Source organism: Kordia algicida OT-1 (assembly GCF_000154725.1).
Classification (GTDB): Bacteria; Bacteroidota; Bacteroidia; order Flavobacteriales; family Flavobacteriaceae; genus Kordia; species Kordia algicida.
Map to the genome: position 1 here is coordinate 1,876,367 of NZ_DS544873.1, position 15,294 is coordinate 1,891,660.

The following is a 15,294-nucleotide window of genomic DNA, read 5'->3' on the forward strand; positions in this document are numbered from 1 at the left end:
TTTCTCGGTCATGCGTATTGATATTATTTCTGTAGTTCCCGATTTATTAAAAAGTCCTTTTGAAGCTTCTATTTTAAAAAGATCGATTGACAAAGGGATTGTGGAAGTTCATTTGCATAATTTACGCGATTATGCGACAGATAATTACAAGTCTATTGATGATTATCAGTTTGGTGGCGGCGCAGGAATGGTAATGATGGTTGGTCCGATAGATCGTTGTTTGACTGATTTAAAATCGCAACGTAACTATGACGAAGTGATTTATATGACTCCTGATGGCAAAACACTGAATCAAGGAATTGCTAATGAACTTTCGTTAAAAGGAAATATTATTATTCTTTGCGGACATTATAAAGGTGTCGATCAGCGTGTACGCGATCATTTTATTACTAGAGAAATTTCGATTGGTGATTATGTGCTTTCTGGTGGAGAATTGGGCGCAGCTGTTTTGTGTGATGCTGTTATCCGATTAATTCCTGGCGTACTAGGAAACGAGACTTCTGCCCTAACCGATTCGTTTCAAGACAATTTACTAGCGCCACCAGTTTATACACGACCCGCAAAATATAATGATTGGGAAGTGCCAGAAGTATTATTATCTGGAAACTTTCCAAAAATAGAAGCTTGGCGAGAAGAACAAGCGTATGAACGTACGAAGAAGTTACGACCTGATTTGTTGGATGATTAATCGCTACGCTTCTTAGATTTTTAGAAGCTGTTCACAAAAATACAAATTGACGAATCAACAAATCCACAAAAAACTCCCCACAAACAACATACATTAAAAAAAAATACCTATTTTTGCACTCAATTTTGGATTAACCTCTGGCGATAGACGTGAATGTTGATTTGAATTAATTTTTATAAAAAGTTTAAAATGGAAGCTTTAATTAAATTTGTACAAGACGAATTTGTAACAACAAAAGATTTCCCTGAGTTTGCAGCAGGAGACACAATTACAGTATACTACGAAATTAAAGAAGGTAGTAAAACACGTACGCAGTTCTTTAGAGGAGTTGTAATTCAGCGTAGAGGTTCAGGTTCAACTGAAACATTTACAATCAGAAAAATGTCTGGAACCGTTGGAGTAGAACGTATTTTCCCAGTAAATTTACCAGCACTTCAAAAAATTGAAGTTAACAAAAGAGGTAAAGTACGTAGAGCACGTATCTACTACTTTAGAGGTCTTACTGGTAAGAAAGCTAGAATTAAAGAAAGAAGACTTAAATAATTCTTTCCAAAATATACACTACAGAAAGTCTTGCAAATTTGCAGGACTTTTTTTGTTATAAACAATTGTTGATAACTTAGGTTCATATCTTGTTGATTTCTAATTTGTTATATTTCTTGCTTTTTCAAAAACTTATACTACATTTATAAAAGAAATCACAAAGAAAAAGTATCAACTGATTGTTTGTGAATTCGAAAAGAACGTTCTAAACTATTGTTATTTTAATAAGTTTCTCGAAAATGATTTTTGGGTACAAACAATCATCATGAGAAATGTGACTCTATTTCCAGTACAGCTTGCTGTAAAGGACTCAAGGAGAAACGCCGAAATTTATTGGTATTGCTAAGATGCGAATAAAGTGTTGTATAAGTACAGGTTCTGTATTGAATTAGTATTGTACAAAAGGACAAATCACGAAAGTAGATCTGTACAAGTAGGTATATTAAAAAACAATATGAAATAAGTTTTAACACAGGTAAAATGCCAATAACGACGAAGCTTATTTCAAAATCGAAGTGCTGTATTACAGAATGCATCCACTAAGCAATTAGAAGAAAACATTGTGTAAAACACATTTCAAAAAGCCATGTCAAGGTAAGTAATTACAATGATATGGCTTTTGTTTTTTATAAAATTTACGAACTTCTCACAGTAGTAAACTTATCACTACCAAAATCTCCTATCATTTTGTATATTTGCACTTCGAAAAATTACATCTAATCAGATCAAATATTTTATCTATACATCAATATGGCAAAATCAACAAAGATTATCTACACGAAAACTGACGAAGCACCAGCTTTAGCTACACATTCTTTATTACCAATCGTAAAAGCATTTACAGCTCCATCTGGTATCGACATTGAAACAAAAGATATTTCTTTAGCAGGACGAGTTTTAGCAAATTTCTCAGAATACTTAACACCAGAACAACGTGTCAATGATGCGCTGGCAGAATTGGGAGAATTGGCAAAAAAACCAGAAGCAAATATTATCAAATTACCTAATATTAGTGCTTCTGTTCCTCAATTAAAAGCCACTATTGCTGAATTACAAGCAAAAGGATTTGCAATTCCTGATTACCCAGAAGAAGCAGAAACCGAAGAAGAAAAAGCAATTCTAGCTAAATATAATAAGGTAAAAGGTTCTGCGGTAAATCCAGTTTTACGTGAAGGAAACTCTGATCGTAGAGCTCCAAAAGCTGTAAAAAACTACGCAAAGAAAAATCCGCATAGCATGGGCGCTTGGTCGTCTGACTCAAAAACGCATGTTGCAACAATGGAAGCTGGAGATTTTCGTTCTAATGAAAAATCGGTAACTGTTGCCAACGCAACTTCTGTAAATATTGTACACACAGATGCTAACGGAAATAAAACTACGTTAAAAGAAGGTATTTCATTATTAGCTGGTGAAATTATTGACGCTACGGTAATGAGCAAAAAAGCATTACTCGCCTTTTTAGAAAGAGAAATTGCAGATACAAAAGAAAAAGGATTGTTGTTCTCACTACACATGAAAGCAACCATGATGAAAGTTAGTGATCCGATTATCTTCGGACATGCGGTTCGCGTATACTTTGCAGATTTATTTGAAAAGCATCAAGCTACATTTGACGAAATTGGCGTAGATGTAAACAATGGTTTTGGAAACCTATTGAACAATCTGGAAGAATTGTCTGCCGAAAAGAAAGAAGAAATTGTTGGAGATATCGCAGTCGCTATGGAAAATGGTCCTGATATCGCAATGGTTGATTCTGATAAAGGAATTACAAACTTACACGTACCAAGTGACGTAATTATTGATGCTTCAATGCCTGCAATGATTCGTAACTCAGGAAAAATGTGGGATGCAGAAGGAAAAACACAAGATACGAAAGCCGTAATTCCAGATAGTAGTTATGCAGCCTTATATCAGGCAACTGTTGATTTTTGTAAAGAAAATGGTGCTTTTGACCCTACCACTATGGGAACTGTTCCTAATGTTGGATTGATGGCTCAAAAAGCAGAAGAATATGGTTCGCACGATAAAACTTTTGAAATTCCTGCTAATGGAACGGTTGCTGTCGTTGATGCAGATGGAAATATCTTAACTTCTCATTCAGTAGAAACTGGAGATATTTGGAGAATGTGCCAAGTAAAAGATGCACCTGTTCGTGACTGGGTAAAACTTGCCGTAAGCAGAGCGACAGCTACAGGTTGGCCAGCAGTTTTCTGGTTGGATGCAGAAAGAGCACACGATGCAGAACTTATCAAAAAAGTAAATCTTTATTTAAAAGATCACAATACTGAAGGATTAGAAATTCACATTCTACCTTTAGCAGAAGCAACACAATTTACGCTAAAACGTATCAAGAAAGGAGAAAATACCATCTCTGTAACTGGAAACGTTTTGCGTGATTACCTAACAGATTTATTCCCGATTTTAGAATTAGGAACAAGTGCAAAAATGCTTTCTATCGTTCCGTTGATGAATGGTGGTGGATTGTTTGAAACTGGTGCTGGTGGATCAGCTCCAAAACACGTTCAACAGTTTAACAAAGAAGGTCACTTACGTTGGGATTCGCTAGGAGAATTTTTGGCTTTGGCAGTTTCTTTAGAACATTTGGGCTCAAATTACGATAACAACAAAGCAATTGTTTTATCAGAAACTTTAGATGACGCAACAGACAAATTCTTGGAAAATAAAAAATCTCCGTCACGTAAAGTCAACGAGTTAGACAACAGAGGAAGCCATTTCTACCTATCTTTGTATTGGGCGCAAGCATTGGCTGCACAAGATAAAGATGCAGATTTAAAAGCGCGCTTTACTCCTATCGCTGCACAATTAACTGAAAACGAAGAAAAAATTGTAAAGGAACTCAATGATGCACAAGGTTCGCCAATGGATATCGGCGGATATTATATGCCAAATGACGAATTGACTTCAAAAGCAATGCGACCAAGTGAAACATTCAACAACATCTTAAGTTCGATTGCATAACAATCAGCTTTAATTATAAATTAAAAAAGCTCCTTACTAACTGTTAAGGAGCTTTTTTTGTTTGAATTTTTTCTATTTTTTTCGTAGTTCGAATAGATCTTTTCTACGATCTCTTAAGTTTTTTACGGCTCCAAATTGATTGAGTTCGCGGAGCAAATCAATATCAACATCAGCAATGAGAATCATTTCTGTATTTGGCGTTGCTTCTGCTTTAATTCCATTGGTTGGAAAAGAGAAGTCGCACGGCGTAAATACCATTGATTGTGCAAATTGAATGTCCATGTTTTGCACTTTTGGCAAGTTGCCAACACTTCCCGCAATCGCAACATAGCATTCGTTTTCTATAGCACGCGCTCGCGCACAGTTTCGCACTCGTGAATATCCGTTTTGCGTATCTGTTAAGAACGGTACAAATAAAATATCCATCCCTTCATCAGCAAGTAAACGGCTTAATTCTGGAAATTCGGAATCATAACAAATTAAGATGCCAATTTTCCCGCAATCTGTATCAAAAGTTTGCAGTTTGTTTCCACCTTGCATTCCCCAAACTTTCGCTTCATCTGGTGTTACATGCAGTTTTTCATAACGTTCAACGCTTCCATCACGCTTGCATAAATAGCCAACGTTGTACAGTTTCCCTTCGCGCATTTCTGGCATGCTTCCAGAGATAATGTTGATGTTGTATGATATGGAAAATTCCGAAAATTTTTCAACGATACTTTGTGTATGTTTTGCCAATTCGCGAATTGCATCTGGTGTAGACATGTGATTGTTTACAGCCATTAGCGGAGCATTGAAAAATTCAGGAAATAGTGCAAAATCTGAGCGATATCCTGCGACAGCATCAATAAAAAATTCTGCCTGTTGCAATAATTCTTCTAAATCTTTGTACGGACGCATTTGCCATTGGATCAACCCTAAACGCACTACTTTTTTCTTCGTAGTCGCTTTTTTGTTTGGTTTTTCATAGTAAATATTGTCCCATTCCATCAACACAGCAAATTCATTCGAAGCTTCATCACCTTCTAGATAACCTTTGAGCACTTTTGCAGGATGAAAATCGTTTGATATTTGAAAGTTCAACACCGGATCGTTGATTTCCTTTAGTTTTACTTTTTCAATATATTCTTTTGGACTCAATGTTGCCGCATAGTTGTGATAATTCGGGATTCTTCCACCAAAAGCGATTCCTTTTAAATTCCTTTTTTCACATAATTCTTTGCGATAGTCATACAAACGTCTGCCCAAGCGTAATCCGCGAAATTCAGGTTTTATAAATACATCAATTCCGTATAAAACATCGCCATTGTCCGTATGTGCGTCAAATGATTTTTGCACAATGTCTTTGTAGGTGTGTGAATCTTCAAAGGAATCATAATCTACAATGATGGACAACGCACAACCTGCCAATTGACCGTTTATTTTTAGTACGATTTGTCCTTCTGAAAATTTTGCAATAAGCGTTTTTATTTGTGCTTCTTGCCAATAAGAATCTGGCATGCTATCGTATGCCTGAATCATTGCTTCTTTTAATTCTTGGTAGTCGCTTAAACTCAAGAATGTAAGCTCAATGTTTTCTATAGTTGTTGGTTTCATCACTTGTAAATGACAAGGTTGTTTTGCGCAACCTTGTCATCAGTTTTATATACTTGTGAATATTTCTTTTTCGTTTTTAAAACTTTTAAATTCGACTTGATATCCGTCAGGATCTGTCACAAAAAAAGAAATGTGTTCGCCTGCTTTGTTTTCTAAAAAGGTTACTTCTGTCGTTACTTCTATGTCCATAGAGAATAGTTTGGTGTAAATTTTTCCCCAAGTTTCCATGTCTACAATGACACCAAAGTGAAATGATGGCAATATTTGTCCGCTTAAGCGATAGTTTTTAAAATCGAAGTTGAAAGAACCTGCATTTGTAAAGGTCACTTGATTTCCGTAAAAGTCGATATCAATCCACGTGTTTGTTCCACGTCCTTTGTTAGCGCCAAGAATATCTACGTAAAATTCTTTTGTTTTTTGAATGTCATCACATGGCAATGCGAGATGGAATGCTGCTTTCATAGTTGCTTGATTTTAGTTTCTTTTTGTATTTACTTTTAAAGTATGTTTTGACTGCGTTTTTGTCTTCTTTGTCTAAATAAGGCAATGCATTTTCCCAGTAGCACCAATATACGTCTTTGAATTTTTCAGTTTCAATAATATTGAAAAGATTGGTTTTAATGGTCGTTACAAAATGATGTTTTACGATTGTTATTCCTGCTTTTGCCGTTACTTTTGAAACAACATGCGTTAGACTATTTTTGCGAACATACAACCCAATTTCTTCGCGTGTTTCACGTATGAGACTTCCTTCTAATGATTCTTTACGTTTTTTGACACCTCCAGAAAGTGTCAATCTTTTTTCAGTTCCCACTTTTTCAATGACTAAAAGCTGATCTCCATTGACTGCTAATAAACGTGTTTTTTGAATCGTTTTCATCTTATCGTGAATTGCGATTAATAGTCTTCATCCATTGATGGTGCTTGTACAGCATCTGGATCGTCGTCGTCATAATCAACATAATCATCTTCATCATAGTTTTCCATTGTCATTTCGAGTTTTACACTTACTTTGACAAGGTATTTGGTATCTCCTGAGATGACTTCTACAGCTTCTACAGATTCACCTTTGGCGTTTTTGAACTTGATAACGTTGTGTTCTTCATAACCAAAAGGATATTTTTCTACTAAGAGTCCTAAAATTTCTGGAGTTAACTTTTTAAAGTCAACAATGACACGTTTTAAATTGTTATTTTGAGATTTCACGGTTTATTTTTTGTATGATTACATTTTTAATAAGTAAGCGAATATTAATGGCGCTACAATTGTTGCATCACTTTCTATGATGAATTTTGGCGTATCAATATCTAGTTTTCCCCACGTTATTTTTTCGTTTGGAACGGCTCCTGAGTACGATCCGTAACTTGTGGTTGAATCACTGATTTGACAGAAATAGTTCCAGAATGGTGTATCGGTTCGTTCCATGTCTTGGTATAACATTGGCACGACACATATTGGGAAATCACCTGCAATTCCGCCTCCAATTTGAAAGAATCCGATGCCATTTTCTGAGTTTTCCGTATACCAATCTGCCAGAAACGTCATGTATTCAATTCCTGATTTCATGGTACTTGCTTGCAATTCGCCTTTCATCACATAGCTTGCGAAAATATTCCCCATAGTACTGTCTTCCCATCCTGGACAAACTATTGGAAGATTTTTTTCCGCAGCAGCGTACATCCATGAGTCTTTTACATCAATTTCATAGTATTCTTCCAACACGCCAGATAGTAACATTTTATACATGTATTCGTGTGGTAAATAACGTTCGCCATTTGCTTCTGCGTCTTTCCATATTTTGTAGATATGGCTTTGCAATCTGCGGAATGCTTCTTCTTCAGGAATGCATGTATCTGTCACACGATTTAAGCCTTTTTCTAACAAATCCCATTCGTCTTGCGGTGTTAAGTCACGATAATTTGGAACACGCTTGTAATGTGAATGCGCTACCAAATTCATGATATCTTCTTCTAAGTTTGCACCTGTACATGAAATGATGTGTACTTTGTCTTGACGAATCATTTCTGCAAATATTTTCCCAAGTTCTGCTGTACTCATTGCGCCCGCAAGCGAAACTAGCATTTTTGAACCTTTTTCTAAGTTGGCTTCATATCCTTTTGCTGCATCTACTAGCGATGCAGCGTTAAAGTGTAAGAAATATTTTTCTATAAATTGTGTAATTGCTCCGTTAGTCTTCATCTTCGTTGTATTTTAAACGATTGATTTTGTTTTCGTTTGCAGTATTGTAAAGGTTTTCATTTTCTTCATCTTGATCTTGTGCTAAAAATTTATAGCTCAACATTTTATAGTATAATTTTGCTGCAAGAAAGTCCGATGATTTGTCGTTTGCATTTGGACAAAGTTCTACAATGTCAAATCCTACTACATTTTTTTCTTCAAATACACGTCTTAAAAATTCTAAGGTTTCGTACCAAAATAATCCGCCTGGTTCTGGTGTTCCTGTTGAAGGCATGATTGACGAATCGAATGTATCTAAGTCAAATGTAATGTATACCGTTTCGCCTAAAGCCTCAATTGCATTGTCCATCCAGTAATCGTCATTTACCATATCGTGTGCAAAAAACACATTGTCTTCGTTCATTTCTGTACGTTCTATCGCGTCCATACTACGAATTCCAACTTGTACCAAGTTTGTATTTTGGTTGGCTTCATACAAAGCACATGCATGGTTGTATTTGGAACCTTCATATTCTTTACGCAAGTCAGCATGTGCATCTAATTGCAATACTGAAAGATTGTCAAAACATTCGTTAAAAGCACGCATTGCACCAATTGATATAGAGTGTTCGCCGCCAAAAAGTGTTACAAACTTGTTTCGCTTGATGTTTGTTTTTGTCACTTTATGTACGGTTGCTACCATAGCTTCTGGCGATTCGTTTTCTGTGATCGTATCAGCCAAGTAGATTCCTTGTTTGTATACTTCGCTATCCGTTTCTATATCGTATAATTCCATGTTTTCAGAAGCGTGTAAAAATGCTTCTGGTCCTTTGTCTGCTCCTTTTCCCCACGTACTTGTTCCATCGTATGAAACTGGGATTAACATTATTTTTGAGGTTTCAAAGTTTGCGTACGCTTCAGGAATACCTGCGTATGTTTTTTTGGTTTTCATTTTTTAAAATTGTTAATACTTCTTTTTAAGTTGTAATTGTGTTATTGGTTATAAGATGATAAAACTTCAGACAAGTCTATTTTTTCTGGCATGCTTGTCATTGCCTTGTTGATTTCAAAATTGTATCCTAAGAGCGATAGTAATTTTTCAGAGGTTTGTTGTTCTGAAAATAATGTTGTTACTATGTTTCCTTCTTCATCACGATCAATTAAAACGTGCTTTGGTTGTGGTATTAAACAGTGTTGCAATCCGCCAAAACCACCAATTGTTTCTTGGTACGCTCCTGTATTGAAAAATCCGATGTATAAAGGCTTTTCTTTGCTAAATTTTGGTAGATAGATCGCATTCATATGTTGCTCGCTGTTGTAGTAATCGTCGCTATCACAGGTTAATCCGCCTAATAAAACACGTTCATATTCCTTTTGCCATCCGTTGATTGGTAGCATAATGAATCGTTTGTTGATTGCCCAAGTATCTGGCATTGTGGTGATGAATGATGAATTAATCATATTCCATTTTTCACGATCGTTTTGTTGTTTTTGGTACAATACTTCATAGATGGCGCCGCCACTTTCACCAACGGTAAAGCTTCCAAATTCTGTGAAAATATTAGGCACAGCTACGCCAGCTTCGTCGCAGGTTTGTTTGATTTGTTGAATGATTTCGTCAATCATATATTCGTAATCGTAATCAAATGCTAACGAGTTTTTTATCGGGAAACCGCCACCAATATTTAGACTGTCTAACGAAGGGCAAACTTTCTTTAGATTGATATAGACTTTCATGCATTTTAACAATTCGTTCCAATAATATGCAGTGTCACGAATTCCTGTATTGATGAAGAAGTGTAACATTTTTAGTGTTACTCTTGGATTATCTTTAATGTCTCTGTTGTAAAAAGGAACGATGTTTTTATAGCCAATTCCCAAACGAGATGTATAAAATTCAAATTTTGGTTCTTCTTCAGAAGCGATACGAATTCCGATGTTGTAATTACCCTGAATTTCTTCGCTCAGCAAGCTAATTTCCTCGTAATTATCTATGATTGGAATACAGTTTTTATGTCCATTATTGATGAGTCTTCCAATATTTTTTACATATTGATCTCGTTTGAAGCCATTACTGATTACAAAAGCTTCATCTGTAATTTTTCCTTGTGCTTTTAAGTTTTCAACGATATCAATATCAAATGCTGATGATGTTTCAATATGAATATCATTTTTTAAAGCTTCATGTAGCACGTGTTGAAAGTGTGAACTCTTTGTACAATAGCAATAGTTGTAGTTTCCTGCATAGTTGTGTTTTTCCATTGCATTGGCAAACCATGTTTTTGCATTGTTGATATTTTCCGATATTTTAGGAAGGTATGTAAATTTTAACGGTGCTCCGTATTGGGCAATGACCTTTGAAAGATCAATGCCATGAAATTGTAATTTGTTGTTTTTATCAAGCTTGAATTCTTTTTGTGGAAAATCAAATGTCTGCTCGATAAGATCAATATATTTAGTTTTCATTAGTTTTAATGAGTTAAAAATTTATAGAAATAATCAAGGATTACTATGATAGATAGTAACAAAAAAGACAGTCTTTGATATAAACTCAAATACGGAAAGCAAATACCGTAAACGGTATGAAAGTGCGTTGTAATAAGCACTTGAAAGTATGTTCTGTTTCAGAAGTCAGCCTGAGAATTCGGCGTCTGATACGTAAGACAGCTTTTGGAGTAGACTTCTTTATTCTCCTAAGCCCGAATCTGAAAAAAGTATTCATTTATATAGGCAATGCGTTCTATTAGTGAACTCATTTACAAAACAAACATACTAAAAAAATAAGTTCAAAAAACTTTTTTCTATTTTTTTTCAAAAAAAATAAATTTTTATGAAAAATATTTTAACTAACTAATTTCAAGATACTTACACAATAAATTGCTCTTACTTTTCATATATAAAAAACAAATTTTGCTTTTTTATGTTGAATATCTGATTGATGATTGCATAATAATTGGTTTATAGATGATGAGTTTTTATTCAATAATAAATCAGATAGCTGGATGAAACTTTATATATTAATTCTACCACTAACGCAAAAAAACCATTTCGTTTGTATACAAAATAACGTATTTTTGAATTATGGATTTCATTAAAACAACTGAGCAAGATTCTAAATACGATCATTTAGAAAAAATGACCGTATCGGAGCTACTAACAAACATTAACAATGAAGATAAAACAGTTCCGTTTGCTGTTTCAAAAGTAATTCCACAAATAGAAAAGCTAGTTTCTGAAATTGTAATTAGAATGAAAAATGGAGGTCGATTATTCTATATTGGCGCGGGTACAAGCGGAAGACTTGGAATTGTAGATGCTTCAGAATGCCCCCCAACATTTGGAGTTTCGCATGATTTAGTTGTCGGACTCATCGCTGGCGGTGATACTGCCATCAGAAAAGCTGTCGAATTTGCAGAAGATGATACCCACCAAGGCTGGAAAGATCTTCAAGAACACAGCATCTCAGAAAATGATACTGTTATCGGCATTGCGGCATCTGGTACAACTCCATATGTCATTGGCGCATTAAAAGAATGTAACAACCATAACATCTTGACAGGTTGTATTACTTGTAATCGAAACAGTCCATTATCAAATGTATCCAAACTTCCTATAGAAATTATTGTAGGTTCCGAATTTGTAACTGGAAGCTCACGAATGAAAGCTGGAACTGCTCAAAAATTAGTGCTCAATATGATATCTACCGCAGTAATGATACAACTAGGAAAAGTAAAAGGAAACAAAATGGTCGACATGCAACTCAGCAATCATAAATTGGTAGAGAGAGGAGAGAAAATGATTATGTCTGAGTTACAAGTTTCTCAACAGATTGCGAAAAAACTATTAGAAAAACACAAAAACGTACGAAAAGCGATTCTTAATTATGACAAAAAGAACAAATAAAGAACTATTAGGAAAAGGGTTAAAATTGATGGCTGGTTCGTTAGTATGCATGTTTTTAGGTCCAATAACCATTCATTCTGCATTCAAAAATCAAGACAAACCCTTATACATTCCCGTATTAATCGTTGGGTTAGCAATAGCCGTTGGCGCAATTATACTAGCATTCAAAGGCATGCGAAAAATAATGAACTCTATATTCTAGCTAGCTTTAGTATTCTTTAAAACATTTTTAGGTGTTGTGGGATTATAACCAAAATTCTCATCTTCTATTTCTATATCCAAACGATCCAAAATATATCCAATAATTGCATAATGATGAATTGCATGACCATTTGCCTGAGCAAGTAATGCCGCTAAAGTATACTGTAAAGTAATATTTCCATTTCCAAGATCATCTTCTACATTTAATAATAAATTTAAATCAATATCATTCAGAGCTTTTAACTTATCAGCAATAGCTTCAATCTCAGAAATAGCACAATTACAATCATTCTCTATTCTTTGATCTCGTTCTCGTGAAACAAGATTCACGTACTTCTTTTCCAAACCATTAAAAATACATTTATAAAAATCTAAAACATGTCGTATGTGTGAGCCTACACTAGAATAATAAGGACCTACTTCTTTACAGCAATAAGAACTATCATTAATTTCAATTAAAAGGTTTTTAGACTTAAATAAGGTATTCAGTAGGGAATCTATCAGTTTGGTATTCATGAGAAAAATTTGTTGACTTAAATATACTAAAAAAACAATGAATCTCAATAATTGTCACTTCTGATTTAATTTGGTTCAAAGTCTTTAAATACTTATCATCAAAAAAGTTTTTTAGAGCAAAAAGAAGTTTTAGTTTTCATGACATAAAAAAACCCTTATCATAACTATATGATAAGGGTTTTAAAAAAAGGCGGCGACATACTCTCCCACATTTCTGCAGTACCATCTGCGCTAATGGGCTTAACTTCTCTGTTCGGAATGGTAAGAGGTGAGCCCCATTGCTATAACCACCTTAAGCTTTTAATTCCCAACTTGATTGGGAACCTAATAGTATTGAGATTTGAGTAATTAACATTGAGTGTATTAGATTTCTAAATAATCTAACATCTCACTACTATCTAATAAGATAACATATTGAGATAAATAAGAGTTTTTTTGAGTGTTATATAAATAATAAGAAGCCGTACATAAGCCTACGGGTAATTAGTACTACTCGGCTATGACATTACTGCCTTTACACCTATAGCCTATCAACGTGGTCATCTCCCACGACCCTTTAAAGAAATCTCATCTTGTGGTGGGTTTCGCGCTTATATGCTTTCAGCGCTTATCCCTTCCCAACGTAGCTACTCTGCAATGCTCCTGGCGGAACAACAGATACACCAGAGGTTAGTCCAACTCGGTCCTCTCGTACTAGAGTCAGATCCACGCAAATTTCTAACGCCCACAGCAGATAGAGACCGAACTGTCTCACGACGTTCTGAACCCAGCTCGCGTGCCACTTTAATGGGCGAACAGCCCAACCCTTGGGACCTTCTCCAGCCCCAGGATGTGACGAGCCGACATCGAGGTGCCAAACCCCCCCGTCGATGTGAGCTCTTGGGGGAGATCAGCCTGTTATCCCCGGAGTACCTTTTATCCTTTGAGCGATGGCCCTTCCATGCGGAACCACCGGATCACTATGCTCTACTTTCGTACCTGATCGACCTGTATGTCTCTCAGTCAAGCTCCCTTATGCCATTGCACTCTACGCACGGTTACCAAGCGTGCTGAGGGAACCTTTAGAAGCCTCCGTTACTCTTTTGGAGGCGACCACCCCAGTCAAACTACCCACCACGCACTGTTCCTCGTTAGAGGTTAGGCTTCAGATAAGCAAAGGGTGGTATTTCAACAACGACTCCACAACGCCTAGCGACGCCATTTCATAGTCTCCCACCTATCCTACACATTACTTATCCAAAGTCAATACGAAGCTATAGTAAAGGTTCACGGGGTCTTTTCGTCCCGCTGCGGGTAATCGGCATCTTCACCGATACTACAATTTCACCGAGCTCATGGCTGAGACAGTGTCCAGATCGTTGCACCATTCGTGCAGGTCGGAACTTACCCGACAAGGAATTTCGCTACCTTAGGACCGTTATAGTTACGGCCGCCGTTTACTGGGGCTTCAATTCAGATCGTCGCCGAAGCTAAACCCTCCTCTTAACTTCCAGCACGGGCAGGTGTCAGGCTTTATACATCATCTTTCGATTTAGCAAAGCCCTATGTTTTTGATAAACAGTCGCCTGGACCTTTTCACTGCGGCCCATCCGAAGATGGGCGACCTTTCTCCCGAAGTTACAGGTCGATTTTGCCTAGTTCCTTAGCCATGAATATCTCGAGCACCTTAGAATTCTCATCCCAACTACCTGTGTCGGTTTACGGTACGGGCTGCTTCACTCGGTTTTCTTGGAAGTCGATTTGCTAGATTATCAGCGCGGCCGTAGCCTTACTGTACTATCGAGGTGTTACCACTCTCTTCAACGCACTATTCCGTCAGTGCGCACTAACTTTTCGCCTCCGTCACTTTTAACGTGAGCAGGTAGCAGAATATTAACTGCTTGTCCATCCACTACCCCTTTCGGGTTCGCGTTAGGTCCCGACTAACCCTCAGCTGATTAGCATAGCTGAGGAAACCTTAGTCTTTCGGTGTGCGGGTTTCTCGCCCGCATTATCGTTACTTATGCCTACATTTTCTTTTCTATCCGCTCCAGCAGTCCTCACAGACCACATTCTGCGCAAATAGAATGCTCCCCTACCACTCCTTTGGAGTCCATAGCTTCGGTAATATACTTATGCCCGATTATTATCCATGCTCGACCGCTCGACTAGTGAGCTGTTACGCACTCTTTAAATGAATGGCTGCTTCCAAGCCAACATCCTAGCTGTCTAGGCAGTCAAACCTCGTTTATTCAACTTAGTATATATTTGGGGACCTTAGCTGATGGTCCGGGTTCTTTCCCTCTCGGACATGGACCTTAGCACCCATGCCCTCACTGCATTAAACCATTTTATAGCATTCGGAGTTTGTCAGGAATTGGTAGGCGGTGAAGCCCCCGCATCCAATCAGTAGCTCTACCTCTATAAAACTATTAATACGCTGCACCTAAATGCATTTCGGGGAGTACGAGCTATTTCCGAGTTTGATTGGCCTTTCACCCCTACCCACAGGTCATCCGAAGACTTTTCAACGTCAACCGGTTCGGTCCTCCACTATGTGTTACCACAGCTTCAACCTGCCCATGGGTAGATCACACGGTTTCGCGTCTACCACTACTAACTATAGCGCCCTATTCAGACTCGCTTTCGCTACGGCTCCACACCTGAAGTGTTTAACCTCGCTAGCAACGGTAACTCGTAGGCTCATTATG

Annotated in this window: 13 protein-coding genes and 2 rRNA genes (1 of these 15 running past the window's edge); 5 read left to right on the top strand and 10 right to left on the bottom strand. The window is 36.8% G+C overall.

The genetic code is table 11. From position 1 onward, the window contains the following. Nucleotides 1–10 precede the first annotated feature (10 nt). From trmD to KAOT1_RS08000, 3 genes are all read left to right on the top strand, one after another. Nucleotides 11–688, top strand: coding sequence for a tRNA (guanosine(37)-N1)-methyltransferase TrmD (gene trmD, locus KAOT1_RS07990; RefSeq protein ID WP_007094262.1), 678 nt, complete (start codon nt 11–13; stop codon nt 686–688). A 189-nt stretch (nt 689–877) separates the two neighbouring features. Beyond that, complete coding sequence (gene rplS / locus KAOT1_RS07995) at nt 878–1,231, top strand: 50S ribosomal protein L19 (protein WP_007094263.1); 354 nt, start codon at nt 878–880, stop codon at nt 1,229–1,231. A 750-nt stretch (nt 1,232–1,981) separates the two neighbouring features. Further along, entirely contained in the window at nt 1,982–4,210 is a 2,229-nt protein-coding gene (locus KAOT1_RS08000; protein WP_007094264.1) for an NADP-dependent isocitrate dehydrogenase, read from the top strand. Between the two features lie 72 nt (nt 4,211–4,282). Here KAOT1_RS08000 and KAOT1_RS08005 read toward each other — a convergent pair whose 3' ends face one another. Genes KAOT1_RS08005 through KAOT1_RS08035 form a run of 7 tightly spaced genes read right to left on the bottom strand, consistent with a single transcriptional unit; the run spans nt 4,283 to nt 10,450 of the window. Beyond that, nucleotides 4,283–5,806, bottom strand: coding sequence for a bifunctional GNAT family N-acetyltransferase/carbon-nitrogen hydrolase family protein (locus tag KAOT1_RS08005; RefSeq protein ID WP_007094265.1), 1,524 nt, complete (start codon nt 5,804–5,806; stop codon nt 4,283–4,285). Nucleotides 5,807–5,851: 45 nt separating this feature from the next. Then, on the bottom strand, nt 5,852–6,268 hold the full coding sequence (locus tag KAOT1_RS08010; protein WP_007094266.1) for a VOC family protein: 417 nt from the start codon (nt 6,266–6,268) through the stop codon (nt 5,852–5,854). Then, nucleotides 6,234–6,686 carry an NUDIX hydrolase gene (locus KAOT1_RS08015; protein ID WP_007094267.1) on the bottom strand — a complete coding sequence of 151 codons (453 nt, stop codon included), beginning with the start codon at nt 6,684–6,686 and terminating at the stop codon, nt 6,234–6,236. Before KAOT1_RS08015 ends, KAOT1_RS08010 begins: the two co-directional genes overlap by 35 nt. Before the next feature lie 17 nt (nt 6,687–6,703). Further along, nucleotides 6,704–7,012: a hypothetical protein gene (locus tag KAOT1_RS08020; protein WP_007094268.1), complete on the bottom strand. Its 309-nt coding sequence runs from the start codon at nt 7,010–7,012 to the stop codon at nt 6,704–6,706. Between the two features lie 18 nt (nt 7,013–7,030). Then, the gene (locus tag KAOT1_RS08025; RefSeq protein WP_007094269.1) at nt 7,031–8,005 is read right to left on the bottom strand and encodes a deoxyhypusine synthase family protein; all 975 of its coding nucleotides are present in this window, start codon (nt 8,003–8,005) and stop codon (nt 7,031–7,033) included. Next, nucleotides 7,995–8,936 carry an agmatinase gene (speB, locus tag KAOT1_RS08030; protein ID WP_007094270.1) on the bottom strand — a complete coding sequence of 314 codons (942 nt, stop codon included), beginning with the start codon at nt 8,934–8,936 and terminating at the stop codon, nt 7,995–7,997. The genes KAOT1_RS08025 and speB overlap by 11 nt, the downstream gene beginning before the upstream one ends. 41 nt (nt 8,937–8,977) lie before the next feature. Further along, nucleotides 8,978–10,450 carry an arginine decarboxylase gene (locus KAOT1_RS08035; RefSeq protein WP_007094271.1) on the bottom strand — a complete coding sequence of 491 codons (1,473 nt, stop codon included), beginning with the start codon at nt 10,448–10,450 and terminating at the stop codon, nt 8,978–8,980. Nucleotides 10,451–11,065: 615 nt separating this feature from the next. On the opposite strand from KAOT1_RS08035, the gene murQ reads away from it, so the two are divergent. Together murQ and KAOT1_RS08045 are read left to right on the top strand one after the other, a co-directional pair. Continuing rightward, a complete protein-coding gene (gene murQ, locus KAOT1_RS08040; RefSeq protein ID WP_007094272.1) occupies nt 11,066–11,887 on the top strand; it encodes an N-acetylmuramic acid 6-phosphate etherase in 822 nt (273 codons plus the stop codon). Then, nucleotides 11,868–12,089, top strand: coding sequence for a DUF6095 family protein (locus tag KAOT1_RS08045; protein WP_007094273.1), 222 nt, complete (start codon nt 11,868–11,870; stop codon nt 12,087–12,089). The genes murQ and KAOT1_RS08045 overlap by 20 nt, the downstream gene beginning before the upstream one ends. Here the strand turns inward: KAOT1_RS08045 and KAOT1_RS08050 are convergent. From KAOT1_RS08050 to KAOT1_RS08060, 3 genes are all read right to left on the bottom strand, one after another. Beyond that, on the bottom strand, nt 12,086–12,604 hold the full coding sequence (locus tag KAOT1_RS08050; protein ID WP_007094274.1) for a hypothetical protein: 519 nt from the start codon (nt 12,602–12,604) through the stop codon (nt 12,086–12,088). The two genes, KAOT1_RS08045 and KAOT1_RS08050, sit on opposite strands and share 4 nt — an antisense overlap. A gap of 185 nt (nt 12,605–12,789) precedes the next feature. Then, nucleotides 12,790–12,899 (bottom strand): 5S ribosomal RNA (gene rrf / locus KAOT1_RS08055). Nucleotides 12,900–13,067: 168 nt separating this feature from the next. Beyond that, nucleotides 13,068–15,294: ribosomal RNA gene (locus KAOT1_RS08060) — 23S ribosomal RNA — on the bottom strand (it continues 591 nt past the right edge of the window).